This window comes from Streptomyces sp. NPDC094143, from assembly GCF_040303825.1.
Taxonomy (GTDB): Bacteria; Actinomycetota; Actinomycetes; order Streptomycetales; family Streptomycetaceae; genus Streptomyces.
This window is the reverse complement of sequence record NZ_JBEOTZ010000010.1, coordinates 87,421-100,717: the sequence shown is the minus strand read 5'-3', so window position 1 is coordinate 100,717 and position 13,297 is coordinate 87,421. Positions and strand designations below refer to the sequence as shown.

Annotated in this window: 6 protein-coding genes and 1 pseudogene; 6 read left to right on the top strand and 1 reads right to left on the bottom strand. The window is 74.0% G+C overall.

Annotated features, from left to right (window positions below):
- Positions 1 to 55 precede the first annotated feature (55 nt).
- A complete protein-coding gene (locus tag ABTZ58_RS15620; protein WP_351355851.1) occupies positions 56 to 1,762 on the top strand; it encodes a glycerol-3-phosphate dehydrogenase/oxidase in 1,707 nt (568 codons plus the stop codon).
- A gap of 148 nt (positions 1,763 to 1,910) precedes the next feature.
- Here ABTZ58_RS15620 and ABTZ58_RS15615 read toward each other — a convergent pair whose 3' ends face one another.
- Positions 1,911 to 2,954, bottom strand: coding sequence for a serine hydrolase domain-containing protein (locus tag ABTZ58_RS15615; RefSeq protein WP_351355848.1), 1,044 nt, complete (start codon positions 2,952 to 2,954; stop codon positions 1,911 to 1,913).
- Positions 2,955 to 3,375: 421 nt separating this feature from the next.
- Here ABTZ58_RS15615 and ABTZ58_RS15610 point away from each other — a divergent pair, with 421 nt between their 5' ends.
- From ABTZ58_RS15610 to ABTZ58_RS15590, 5 genes and pseudogenes are all read left to right on the top strand, one after another.
- The gene (locus ABTZ58_RS15610; RefSeq protein WP_351355845.1) at positions 3,376 to 5,388 is read left to right on the top strand and encodes a serine/threonine-protein kinase; all 2,013 of its coding nucleotides are present in this window, start codon (positions 3,376 to 3,378) and stop codon (positions 5,386 to 5,388) included.
- Positions 5,389 to 5,542: 154 nt separating this feature from the next.
- Complete coding sequence (locus tag ABTZ58_RS15605; RefSeq protein WP_351355842.1) at positions 5,543 to 8,080, top strand: serine/threonine kinase C-terminal domain-containing protein; 2,538 nt, start codon at positions 5,543 to 5,545, stop codon at positions 8,078 to 8,080.
- Between the two features lie 166 nt (positions 8,081 to 8,246).
- Positions 8,247 to 10,172 (top strand): serine/threonine-protein kinase, encoded by a 1,926-nt coding sequence (locus ABTZ58_RS15600; RefSeq protein ID WP_351355839.1) that lies wholly within the window; start codon positions 8,247 to 8,249, stop codon positions 10,170 to 10,172.
- Positions 10,173 to 10,310: 138 nt separating this feature from the next.
- Positions 10,311 to 11,519 (top strand): annotated as a pseudogene (locus ABTZ58_RS15595) (serine/threonine-protein kinase); the annotation flags it as partial.
- Between the two features lie 96 nt (positions 11,520 to 11,615).
- Positions 11,616 to 13,268: a serine/threonine-protein kinase gene (locus ABTZ58_RS15590; protein ID WP_351355833.1), complete on the top strand. Its 1,653-nt coding sequence runs from the start codon at positions 11,616 to 11,618 to the stop codon at positions 13,266 to 13,268.
- The last annotated feature ends 29 nt before the right edge of the window (positions 13,269 to 13,297 follow it).

Genomic DNA, 13,297 nt, shown 5'->3' with positions numbered 1-13,297 from the left:
GACGGGGCTGCGCCCGACGGGTGCGGTCGGCGCGACCGATGAGCGGGAGGCAGCGGTGAGGACAGCGACACTCGGACCGGCGCAGCGCGCCGAGTCACTCGCATCGATGGCCGAGCGCGAGCTGGACGTGCTGGTCGTGGGCGCAGGCGTGGTCGGCGCGGGCACCGCCCTCGACGCCGTCACCAGAGGTCTTTCCACCGGCCTGGTCGAGGCGCGGGACTGGGCGTCCGGCACCTCCAGCCGGTCCAGCAAGCTGATCCACGGCGGCCTGCGCTACCTGGAGATGCTCGACTTCGCCCTGGTCAGGGAGGCCCTGAAGGAGCGCGGCCTGCTGCTGGAGCGGCTCGCCCCACACCTGGTGAAGCCCGTGCCGTTCCTGTACCCCCTGCAGCACAAGGGCTGGGAGCGGCTGTACGCCGGGTCGGGTGTCGCGATGTACGACGCCATGTCCATGGCCCGCGGGCACGGCCGGGGCCTGCCGACGCACCGGCACCTGACGCGCTCTCACGCCCTGCGCGTGGCGCCCTGCTTGAAGAAGGACGCGCTGGTCGGGGCGCTGCAGTACTACGACGCCCAGATGGACGACGCCCGCTACGTCGCGACACTGGTGCGCACGGCGGTGGCCTACGGGGCGAAGGCGGCCAACCGGGCGCGGGTGACGGGCTTCCTGCGCGAGGGCGAGCGGGTCGTCGGCGCCAAGGTGCAGGACGTCGAAGGCGGCGGCGAGTACGAGATCCGCGCCAAGCAGGTCGTCAACGCCACCGGCGTGTGGACGGACGACACCCAGGCCATGGTCGGTGAGCGCGGCCAGTTCCACGTCCGGGCGTCCAAGGGCATCCACCTGGTCGTGCCGCGCGACCGGATCCACTCCACGACCGGGCTCATCCTGCGCACGGAGAAGTCCGTCCTGTTCGTCATCCCCTGGGGCCGGCACTGGATCGTCGGCACCACGGACACCGACTGGGACCTCGACAAGGCCCACCCGGCCGCCTCCAGCGCGGACATCGACTACCTGCTGGAGCATGTGAACTCAGTGCTGGCGGTGCCCCTCACCAGGGACGACGTCCAGGGCGTCTACGCCGGCCTGCGGCCCCTGCTCGCGGGTGAGTCGGACGCCACGAGCAAGCTGTCGCGCGAGCACACCGTGGCCCACCCGGTGCCGGGGCTGGTCGTCGTGGCGGGCGGAAAGTACACGACGTACCGGGTCATGGCCAAGGACGCGGTGGACGCGGCGGTGCACGGCCTCGACATGCGGGTCGCCGAGTGCGTCACCGAGGAGGTGCCGCTGCTGGGCGCCGAGGGCTACCGGGCGCTGTGGAACGCGCGGGCGCGGATCGCCGCCCGCACCGGACTCCACGTGGTGCGCGTGGAGCACCTGCTGAACCGGTACGGGGCGATGACGGAGGAACTCCTCGAACTCATCGCCCATGACCCGTCGCTCGGGGAGCCGCTGCCGGCGGCCGACGACTACCTCCGCGCCGAGATCGTCTACGCGGCGTCGCACGAGGGCGCGCGGCACTTGGACGACGTGCTGACCCGGCGGACCCGCATCTCGATCGAGACCTTCGACCGGGGCACGCGCAGCGCGCGGGACGCCGCCGAGCTGATGGCGCCCGTCCTCGGCTGGGACAGGGACCAGATCGAGCGCGAGGTCCAGCACTACGAGAAGCGGGTGGAGGCCGAGCGGGAGTCGCAGCGGCAGCCGGACGACCTGACGGCGGACGCGGCGCGGTTGGGGGCGCCGGACATCGTGCCGTTGTAGGAGCGCCGCCCGGCGGGACGGCTCCCCGGGGCGTCACAGCGGCCATGTGACGCGCACCAGGTCCCGCCGGTCCCCTCCTGTTTGAGTCCGCCTCAGATCACCCGAACGAGTGTCGGGGGGCGGGATCTCCGTTCGGAGCCCGGTCGTTTCAAGAGGTGCGGGGGCAGAACTCGGCCGCGAGCAGCGCGGGTTCGAGACCGGGATCGGCTATCCCGTCCGTGTTCACGCGGAAGGTGAGGACACGCCGGCCGTCGACGGTGGCCGCGCTGCGCACGTAGCTGCCGGATATGTGCCCGTTGTGTCCCCACACCGTCGTGCCGCACGGGAGTTTCTCGGGAAACAGCCCCAGGCCGTACGCGCCGTGTGCGGCACGGGTGTCGAGCATCTCGCGCAGCCAGCGCGGGGGCAGCAGCCGGCCGCCGAGCAGGGCCGTGAAGAAGCGGTCCAGATCGGCCAGCGTGGTCACCATCTCGCCCGCGGCTCCGGCTGCCCGCGGGTCGAGATCGGTGACGTCGGTGCCGTCGGCGGCGTAGGAGCGGCCGTGCGGGGAGGGCAGCGAGGAGCGGGATCCGGGAAAGGAGGTGCCTGTCAGGCCCAGCGGGGTGATGATGCGGCGCTCGGCCTCGGTGGCGTACGAGGCGCCGGTGACCTGCTCGACGACCATGCCGAGCAGGACGTAGTTGGTGTTCGAGTAGGAGAAGCGGCCGGGTGTGGCCGGAGGGTGGGTGAGGGCTATGCGCACGGCCTGATCGGGCGTGACGGGCACGGTTCCGTCGGTGGCAGCGGTGAAGTCGTACAGGCCGCTGGTGTGGGTGAGCAGGGAGCGCAGGGTCAGCGCGCGGCCGTCGTTGCCCGCGCCCCGCACCAGACCGGGCAGATGCTGCTCCACCGTGTCGGACAGCGACAGCCTTTCTTCCGCGGCCAGTTGCAGCACGACGGTGGCGATGAACGTCTTCGTGATGCTGCCGGCGCGGAAGTGGTCCGACCGGGCGATTCCGTGCCCGGCCCCGGCGTAGCGGGTGGTGGTCCCCTCCCGGGCCAGCGACGCGGCGGCGGGTGCCCGGCCCCGCGTCACCAGCAACGGCAGCACGGCGTCCGTGGGCGGCACCGACAACGCCGAGGAGTCGGCGGGCGGCAGCCCGAGCAGGGCCACGGACACGGGCAGGGCCAGCAACGTCCGCAACGACGGCATGCGGGCACCTCCCTGGTCGGGGTGTCGGGGCGTCGGGGTGTCGGGGTGTCGGGGTGTCGGGGTGTCGGGGCGTCGGGGCGTCGGGGCGCGAGTATGCCGGGGTGTTGGAGGGTGTTGGTGCGCCGGGGTGTTGAGGTGTCGGAGTGTCGGGGACGGGGGGCTCAGGACTGCCGGTGTGCGGGTCTCGGAACCTCCGGGTGTAGGGGACGTCAGGAAACGGGGTACTCGGGTGTCGGGGCCGAAGAGGCCCCGGGCGGCGGGTGCCGGGGGCCCATCATGCAGGGAGGTGCCGGGCGTGCCGCAGGCGGGTTCCGGTGGGGCGGGCCGGTGAGGCGTCCCGCCAGGGGCCCCCTGGGCACTGGGCACTTGTCGGGTGAGAGACAATGGAGGCTCTGTCAGGGCGGGTTGTATGAGGGGACGCATGTCGGAGGCGGAGCGGGCGGGCACATCTCGTCAGGACACTCGTCAGGACACCAAGGAGCGTCTCCTCGCGGGGCGTTACCGGCTGGGCAAAGTGCTGGGCCGCGGGGGCATGGGCACGGTCTGGCGGGCCCAGGACGAGACCCTGGGGCGGACGGTCGCCGTCAAGGAACTGCGGTTCCCGGGCAACATCGACGAGGACGAGAAGCGGCGGCTGATCACCCGGACGCTGCGCGAGGCCAAGGCCATCGCGCGGATCCGCAACAACAGCGCCGTGACGGTGTACGACGTGGTCCAGGAGGACGACCGGCCCTGGATCGTCATGGAGCTCGTCGAGGGCAAGTCGCTCGCCGAGGTCATCCGGGAGGACGGTCTCCTCGAACCGAAGCGCGCCGCGGAGGTCGGACTCGCCGTCCTGGACGTGCTGCGGTCCGCGCACCGCGAGGGCATCCTGCACCGCGACGTGAAGCCGTCCAACGTGCTGATCGCCGAGGACGGCCGGGTCGTGCTCACCGACTTCGGCATCGCCCAGGTGGAGGGCGACCCGTCCATCACCTCGACCGGCATGCTCGTCGGCGCGCCCTCCTACATCTCCCCGGAGCGGGCCCGCGGGCACAAGCCGGGCCCGGCGGCCGACCTGTGGTCCCTCGGCGGGCTGCTGTACGCGGCGGTGGAGGGCGCGCCGCCGTACGACAAGGGGTCGGCCATAGCGACGCTGACGGCCGTGATGACCGAGCCGCTGGAGGAGCCCAAGAACGCGGGTCCGCTGAAGGACGTCATCCACGGTCTGCTCACCAAGGACCCCGCCCAGCGGCTCGACGACGCGGGCGCCCGGGCGATGCTGAACGCGGTCATCCACGCGCCCGCCAAGGCGGAGCCGCTGGACGCGACGAAGGTCGTGCCGCTGCCCGCGCAGCCGGACAGGTCGTCGGACAAGGGGAGTTCGGGCGGTTCCGGCGGCAAGCGGGGCGAGGAGGCCGGGGAGCGGCTGCGCGGGGCCCTGCGCTCGGTGCGCAAGGTCGCGACGGGGTCGGCTGCCGCCGCCCCGGCCGAGTCCGGGACCGCCGAGGCTTCCAGCGGGTCGGACGGCAGGGCGAAGCAAGCCGGGGCCGCGGGCGCGGCCGCCGGGGCGGCGTCGAGTCCGGGGGCGCCGGCCTCGACGCCGTCCGCCGGAGCCGGTGCGAAGGAGACGAAGACGGGTACCGCGGCGAGGAGTTCGGGGTGGCCCGTGATGTCCCCGCCGGACCTGCCGCCGAGGCCCGCGCCCCGGGCGCCGCTCACCGACGTGGTGCCGCGGCGGACGCTGATGATCATCGCGGTGGTCGTGGTGCTCGCCGTGATCGGCACCGTGCTCGCCCTCGCGCTCAGCGGGGACGACAAGGGCTCGCAGGGTGCCGGTGAGGGCGGTGGCAAGACCGTCGCCACCGCGCCGAGCAGCGGCGACACCAAGGGTGATGAGAGTGACGGCACGCGCACGGACGGTGCGAAGAGTCCCGAGCCCTCCGCCCCGGCCTCGAACAGCACACCCGGCAGCGGGTCCGGCGCCACGGCCGGGAGCGGCTCCTCCGGCGGGGACGGCACGGCGGCCGAGTCGACGCACCAGGGGAACCAGGGGTACTCGATCGGCCTGCCGAAGGGCTGGAAGTACCAGTCCACGGGGGCGGCCGGTGACCGGTTCACCGGCCCCGACGGGCAGAAGCTGCTCATCGCCTGGACCTCCACGCCCAAGGGAGACCCGGTGGCGGACTGGGAGAACCAGGAGCGCTACATGCAGCGCGCGCAGTACAAGAAGATCCGAATAGAGAAGGTGGACTACCGCGGCTGGAACACCGCCGACTGGGAGTTCACCTACACGGACGGCGGTACCCGGTACCGGACGATCGACCGCGGGTTCGTCGTCGACGACCGGCAGGGATACGCGCTGATGTACACGGCGAAGGCGGCCGGCTGGGACGGCGGGCTGCGCAAGGAGACCTGGCGGACGCTGACGAAGACCTTCGAACCCAAGTCCTGAGCATGAGCGGCCCCGGGTTTGGGGAGGCAGATCTGGTCATCCCCACATTGCGGGTTGCCTGCGGCACGTATCGTAAATGTTTGCGGACCGTGCGCAGCCGGAACGGACCGTGGGGCGAACGGATGTGACCGACCGGGCCGACGGGGGAGGCAACGTGGACGACTATGCGGGACGGGTTCTCGCCGACCGTTACCGCCTGCCGCTGCCGCCGTCCGACGAGTACGAACTCACCGAGACCCGGGCCTTCGACACCTACAGCGGACAGGAAGTCCTCGTCCGGCAGGTGCCGTTGCCCGAGGTGGTCGAGGCGGAGGTCCTCGACGCGGAGGGACTGCCCGACGGTTTCACGGCACGTGACGGGGGAGCGCGGCGGCCCGGTGCGCGCCCGGGCGTGAGGCGGCCCACGGACCCGGTGGTGCGGCGCGCGGTCGAGGCCGCGCAGGCAGCCGCGGCCATCCCCGACCATCCCCGGCTCGACCAGGTCTTCGACGTGTTCGCCGAGGGCGGTTCCCTCTGGATCGTCAGCGAGTTGGTGGCCGCGCGACCGCTGGCGGCGCTGCTCGCCGAGAAGCCGCTGACGCCGTACCGGGCGGCCGAGGTGGCCTCGGACGTGCTCATGGCGCTGCGTGTGCTGCACGCCCATGGCTGGGTGCACCGGAACATCACCGCCCGGACGGTTCTCGTCTGCGACGACGGCCGGGTCATGCTGACCGGTCTCGCGGTGGGCGCGGCGGAGGAGGCGCTGTGCGGGTACGACCCGGTGCCGCCTGAGGCCTTCGAGGAAGCCTCACCCGGCCAGGGGCCCGGAAACGGTGGCCCCGGTGCCGGACTGGCCAACGGCGTGGGCGGCCCCGCCGGCCTGGGCGGCCCTGCTGGTCCGGGTGGTGCCGGTGGGCCGGGTGGCATCGGCGGCCCGGGTGATCCGGAGGCCGCGCGGCGCGCTGCCATAGAGGCGCGGGAGGCCAGGAGACTGCCTGCGGCCGGGGTGGACACGGCGGGTGGTGGACCGGTCGTGCCTGCGCGGCGGAGTCCGGACGACAGCGACCCCCGGGCCGCGCGTGCCGGGGCCATCGCCGCCTACCGGGCGGGTGCCCGGGCCGCCGCACGGGTCCAGGAGGCCCAGCAGAACACCCGGGCGCTGCCCGGCGCCCGGCCCGCCCCGGACGGCGGGCCGGGGCTTCACGGCAACGGCGCGGCGCACTCCCCGTACGTCCCCGGGCAGGGCACGGCGCCCGACGCGTCCCCGCCGGGGCGGATAGCCGACCCCTACGGCGTGGGCGGCAAGCCCCGCACCACCGCCTGGCACGGCGCCACGCCCCGCGGCGGAACCGTCGGCGCCCCCGCGCCGCAGGGCCAGGAGCAGGCCGCCCTCCCCCCGGCCCCGGAGACCGCCGAGCCCACCCGGTGGGACGATCTGGTCGCCGGCACCCCCGCGCCCCGGCGCGGCCCGGCCACGGCCCTGGCCGCCGAGCGGGCGCGACAGGCCCGGATGGCGGTCGTCGGGCCCGTCACCGAACGCTGGGCGCCGGAGCAGGCCGGACCCGTGCACGAGAACTGGCAGCTGGCGGCGCCCATCGGCCCCTCGACCGACCTGTGGGCGCTGGGCGCGTTGCTCTTCCGCGCGGTGCAGGGCCACGCGCCCTATCCGGAGGAGTCGACGGCCGAGCTGGTGCAGATGGTGTGCGCGGAACCGCCGGCGTACGCCGAGGAGTGCGGGCCGCTCAGGCCGGTCGTGGAGTCGCTGCTGCGGCAGGACCCCACCGAGCGCCTGGACTTCGAGGAACTTCGCGGCTGGCTGCGCTCGCTGGTGCGCTCGGCGCCGGAGCCGGAGGCCGGGCTGCACGTGGTCCCGGCGCCCCCGGCCGACGCCAGCAGGCTGCCCGTCGTACGCCGCCGGGGCGAGCTCGTGCGCAGGCGGCGGGCCGGGCTGCCCGCGCACCACGGGCGGCACAAGCGGGCCAAGGAGTCCCGTTCGCCGCACCGCCTCGGCCGCACCCTGCTCGTGCTGGTGCTGCTCGCGATGGCCGCGGCGATCGCCTACGCCATGCTCTTCATGCCCAAGTCGGACACCGGCGGCGCGCAGGGCGTGGACCGCACCGGTACGGCCGGCGAGGCGAGCCGGGCTCCCGCTGCGGACGCCAGCAGCGAGCCGAGACCCGACCAGACCTCGCCCGCACCGGAGAAGAGCCCGTCGACGTCGGCCGGTTCCTCCGAGACGCAGACCACCGGCCCCGACGTCGCCGGCGGCTTCACGCTGCGCAAGGACCCGGCCGGTTTCCAGGTCGCGGTCGCCAAGGGCTGGGACCGCACCGAGCGGGGCGGCAACGGCCAGGTCGTCTACACCCAGGGCGAATTCGAGCTCATCGTCGTACCGGGCCGGGACAAGGCGTCGGAGTACGGCAGCGACCCGATGGCCTACCAGCGGGAGCGGGAGCGCGAGTTGCAGCCGTACCGCGACTCCAGCTGGGCCACCTCCACCGGCCTGAAGACGATCGAGGTGGGCGGACGCACCATGGCCGAGGGGCAGTTCACGTGGACCGGCGACGACGGGGGCGAGCTGTACGTGCGCAACCTGGCGATGCTGGTCGACGGGCGCTACCACGTGATCCAGGTGCGCGGCCCGGAGGCCGACCGGGACGAGGTGACGCGGTTCTACGAACAGGCGGCCGCCACCTACCGGGTGACGGGTTGAGCGGAGGGCGTGCCGCCGGTTCGTCCTGGCCCCACCTCTGGTCACCTCCGTCCCGGCAGGCGACAACCGTCACAGTGCGGTCACCGTGGCACCCCGCTTGTTCCCTGGGCAGGAGCGGGTCCTTACGCTGACCCTGTCAAGACCATTGCGGGGCAACGTGAATCAGATGCAGGGCCGGCTCGTCGCGGGCCGCTACCGGCTGGCCGACGCCATCGGCAGCGGCGGGATGGGCCGGGTGTGGCGTGCGCATGACGAGGTGCTGCACCGTGCGGTGGCCATCAAGGAGTTGACGGCCGCCCTCTACGTCTCCGAGAGCGAGCAGGCGATCCTGCTGGCGCGCACCCGGGCCGAGGCCAGGGCCGCCGCGCGGATCAACCACTCGGCCGTCGTCACGGTGCACGACGTGCTGGAGCACGACGGACGCCCGTGGATCGTGATGGAGCTGGTCGAGGGCCGCTCACTGGCCGACGCGGTCAAGGAGGAGGGCCGCGTCGAGCCGCGCGAGGCGGCGCGCGTCGGACTGTGGGTGCTGCGGGCCCTGCGCGCCGCGCACACCGCCGGTGTCCTGCACCGCGACATCAAGCCGGGCAACGTCCTGCTCGGCCGCGACGGACGGGTCCTGCTCACGGACTTCGGCATCGCCCAGATCGAGGGCGACACGACCATCACCCGGACCGGCGAGGTCGTCGGCTCGGTGGACTACCTGGCACCCGAGCGGGTGCGCGGCCATGACCCCGGTCCGTCCTCCGACCTGTGGGCGCTCGGCGCGACGCTGTACACGGCCGTCGAGGGACGCTCGCCGTTCCGCCGCACCACGCCGCTGACGACCATGCAGGCCGTGGTCGAGGAGGAGGCCGCCGAGGCCCGGTACGCAGGTCCGCTCGCGCCCGTCATCACCGCGCTGCTGCGCAAGGACCCCGCCACCCGGCCCGACCCGTCCGAGGCCGAACAGATGCTGGCCGAGGCGGCGGAGGGGCGGCGGCCGAGCGGGGCGCAGGCGTATGTGCCGACGCAGTACGGGGGGCCGCAGCCGTACCGGGAGGGCCTTGGCGGTCCGGGCACGGCCGGCACGGGCATGCACCGCAGCGGCACCGGCTCGAACGGCACCGGCGGGAGCGATACGGGTCAGGGCGGCTCGGGTTCGCACACCGGGACGCCGTTGCCGCCGCCGGCCGGCACTCCGGCGAGCGGAACGCCGACGTCCGGGGCCTCCGTGACGGGCACGGCGGCGACCGGCTCCGCCGCGGCCGGCCGCCCGGGCGCGCCGACGGCGACGGACCCGCACCCGTACGGACCGCATCGGCAGCCCGGCGCAGGGCAGCCGAACGGCGGGGCCCAGCCATACGGTGGGGCTCAGCCATACAGCGCGGCCCAGACGTACGGCGCGGCCCAGACGTACGGCGCGGCCCAGACGTACGGCGCCGGACAGTCGTCGGGCCCGGGTCGGCCGGCCGGTCCGGGGCGGCGGCGCCGGCTGCGCACCCTCGCTCTGGTCGTCGCGCTCGCGGCCATCGTCGGCGGGGGCACGGCCGTGGTCCTGCGGCAGTGGGACGACTCCCGGGGCACGCCGGGTACCGCGTCCGGTTCCGTGGGTCCCTCGGCGAAGGCGGGGAGTTCGGTCCCGGACGGCTGGACCCGCCGCGACGACCCGGCCGGTTTCAGCCTGTACCTGCCCCAGGGCTGGAAGCGCAAGCCCTTCGGCCCGCAGGGCGAGCTCCGGCAGATCGACTACACACCGGACGGCGGACGGCAGTTCGTCAGGATCGCCGTCGACACCTCCCCGGACTTCGCCGACCCGTACGCCCACCAGCTCGACCTGGAGCAGCAGCTGAAGGGGCTGGCCGACTACCGGCGGGTCGTGCTGGAGCGCAACGTCTACCGCGACCGCAACGGCGCCCTGTGGGAGTACACCTGGACCGCGCGGGCGAAGGACACCCCGTTCCCCGGCCCGCGCCGGGCCGTCGAGGAGACGTACGTCGCCCGTGACGGCACCGAGTACGCGCTCTACATGTCGGCTCCAGCGGCGGACTGGGCGAAGGCGCGCAAGCAGTTCACCGCGCTGCTGCAGGGGTGGCAGGAGAAGACCTCCTGAGGCGGTCCGGTCCCCTGACCCGGAGACGTCCGGTCCCTGACCGGGGGTCGTCCGGTCCCTGAGCCGGGGGACGTCTGTTTCGGCCACCCGCGTTTCGCCGCCCCGGAGCGGTTCCGTCCGGTGGGGCATCATGGCCGCATGGGGACCGAGGGGCACAACAGGCGTGTCATCGCGGGCCGTTACCGGCTCGAGGAGAGGCTCGGGCGCGGAGGCATGGGCGTGGTCTGGCGGGCGACGGACCAGTTGCTCGGCCGGAGCGTGGCCGTCAAGGAACTCCCCTACGACGAGACGCCCTCGACGGCTCAGGCGCGCCGCCGGCGGGACCGTACGCTGCGAGAGGCCCGGGCCGTGGCCCAGCTGAGCCACCCGCACATCATCGTCGTCCACGATGTCGTCGAGGACGACGAACGCCCCTACATCGTCATGGAGTTGATCGAGGGCGGGTCGCTCGCCGACCGGATCGCCGGCCAGGGCCCGGTCGACGCCGCCGAGGCCGCGCGCATCGGCATCGACCTGCTGGGCGCCCTGCGCGCCGCGCACGCGGCCGGGGTGCTGCACCGCGACCTCAAGCCCGAGAACGTGCTGCTGGAGGAGGGCACCGACCGGGTCGTGCTCACCGACTTCGGCATCGCCCAGGTCCAGGGCGCCCCCACGCTCACCGAGAACGGCTCCTTCGTGGGTTCGCCCGAGTACACCGCGCCGGAGCGGATGGCCGGGGTCAGGACCGGGCCCGAGTCCGACCTGTGGTCGCTGGGCGCGCTGCTGTGCGCGGCCCTCAGCGGTGAGTCGCCGTTCCACCGCGACTCGCTGGGCGGCATCCTGCACGCGGTCGTCGTCGGCGACATCCAGCCACCCCCGCAGGCCGGACCGCTCCTGCCCGTCGTGCGGGGCCTGCTGGAACGGGACCCGGACCGGCGCCTGGACGCGGACCGGGCGGAGCGGATGCTGCGGACGTTCCGGGCGACGGGCCGGACGCCGCTCGCGCCACCGCCCGGGTACGTGCCGGCGGCGCGCGACGCGTCGCGCGGAGGGCCCCCGGACACCGCGGCTCCACGGCCGTCGGTGCCGCCGGTGGGCGTGGCCGGCCCGTACCGGCGGGAGGAACCCTTCACGCGGCAGCCCACCCGGCGTGTGCTCGTGGCCGCGCTGCTGGTCGCCGCCGTGGCGGGCGCGGGGGTGTCCGCGGCGGCCCTGCTCCGGGACGAGAGCAACGGCGACGGCGTCACCCCGCCCACCCGTCCGGCCCCTTCGGTCACCGGAACGCCCACGGCCCGGCCCTCCACCCCGAGCGCTCCCGCCCCCGTCCCCACCCTCACCGCGAGCCGGTCGGCGACCCCCGAAGCACCCTGAAGCGGACATAACCCTCGGCCTGAAGTCACGGGTCTGTGACCGGCTCGCGTCCGTGGTGGATACGCGGGTGCCTGGCGCGATATGGATGAACTCATGAGCAACGACGGGGGAGCCCGATCCGCGGCCGACGAGCCGACGAGTTTTGCATTGCAACCGCCTCAGCCGCAGGCGCCGGTGCCGGGGAACCCGTACGCCACGCCCACCCAGGTCGTGCCGCCCCGGGTGGCCGCCCCGGCGACGACGACCGGGGACCCCGGCGCCGGGCGGCTCATCGCCGGTCGGTACCGGCTGATCGGCAAGCTCGGTCACGGCGGCATGGGCACCGTGTGGCGGGCGCAGGACGAGACGGTGGACCGGGAAGTCGCCGTCAAGGAACCCCGCGTCCCCGATCACCTTCCCGAACGCGAACGTGCCAACGTCTTCGAGCGGATGCGCCGTGAGGCCCGTGCCGCGGCCCGGCTCGATCACCCGGCCGTCGTCGACGTCCACGACGTGGCGGTGGTGGACGGGCAGCCGTGGATCGTGATGGAGCTGGTGCGGGGCCGTTCGCTCGGCGACGCCCTCCAGGAGGGCACCCTGTCCGCTCGCGAGGCGGCCCGGATCGGCCTTGAGGTGCTCGGCGCGCTGGAGGCCGCGCACGCGGCGGGCATCCTGCACCGCGACGTGAAACCGGACAACGTGCTGCTCGGCCGGTACGGCCGGGTCGTCCTCACCGACTTCGGCATCGCCCGGATCGAGGGCGAGACCAGCCTGACCGACACCGGCGGCTTCGTCGGCTCGCCCGAGTACATCGCGCCCGAGCGCGTGCTGGGCCAGCGGCCGGGCCCGGCCAGCGACCTGTGGTCGCTGGGTGTCGTGCTGTACGCGGCGACGGAGGGCGTCTCGCCGTTCCGCCGCAGCAACACGCCGGCCACCCTCCAGTCCGTCCTCAACGCCACACCCGCGCCGCCCGCCTCCGTCCAGGGCCCGCTCGCCGAGGCCATCAACGGCCTGCTGCACAAGGACCCGGCCCGCCGCCCGGACGCCGCGCGGGTGCGGGTCCTGCTGGAGTCGGCCGCACACCCGCCCGCCGCACAGCCCACGCAGACGGTGCGGGCCACGGGCGGGGGCGGCGGTGGGAGCAGACGCCTCCGCTTCGGCCGCACGGTCTGGACCGGCCTCGGCGCGGCGGTCGTGGCGGCGGCGGTGACGGCGTACCTGGTGCTCGCCGACCCGTTCGCCGGGCCGCTGCCCGACGGCTGGCAGGTCCACCAGGAGAAGGAACTCGCCGCCGCGCTGGCGGTGCCGGCCGACTACCAGCGGACCGTGCCGGACCCGGAGGCGAACCGGGGGCACCGGGTCACGTACACCGACTACAGCGGCAGCATCTGGATCAGCCTCTCCCTCGACAGGAAGGCGGAGGACACCGGCCGGGCCATCGCGGGCTCCGCGGCCGCCGAGATGTACGACGACGACACCGGGTTCAAGGAGAGCGGCAGTTACGACCTGGACATGCCGGAGGACCCCGAGACCAACCCCAAGGTGACCACGTACCGGGGCAAGAAGGCGGCCGAGAACACCGTCAGGTACGACACCGACGACAACCAGGACCCCCGCCCGCGCGAACTCCGCGTCTTCTACTTCCAGAAGCCCGGCGGCGACATGTACAAGCTCACCGTCAGCTACCCCGGCAAGGGCGACTTCACCGACCGCGGGCGTGAGGTGGCGCGCACGGCGATCGCGAATCTGGACATCAAGGGGACCTGAACCGGCCTCGGCCCGCCCCGCGTCGACAC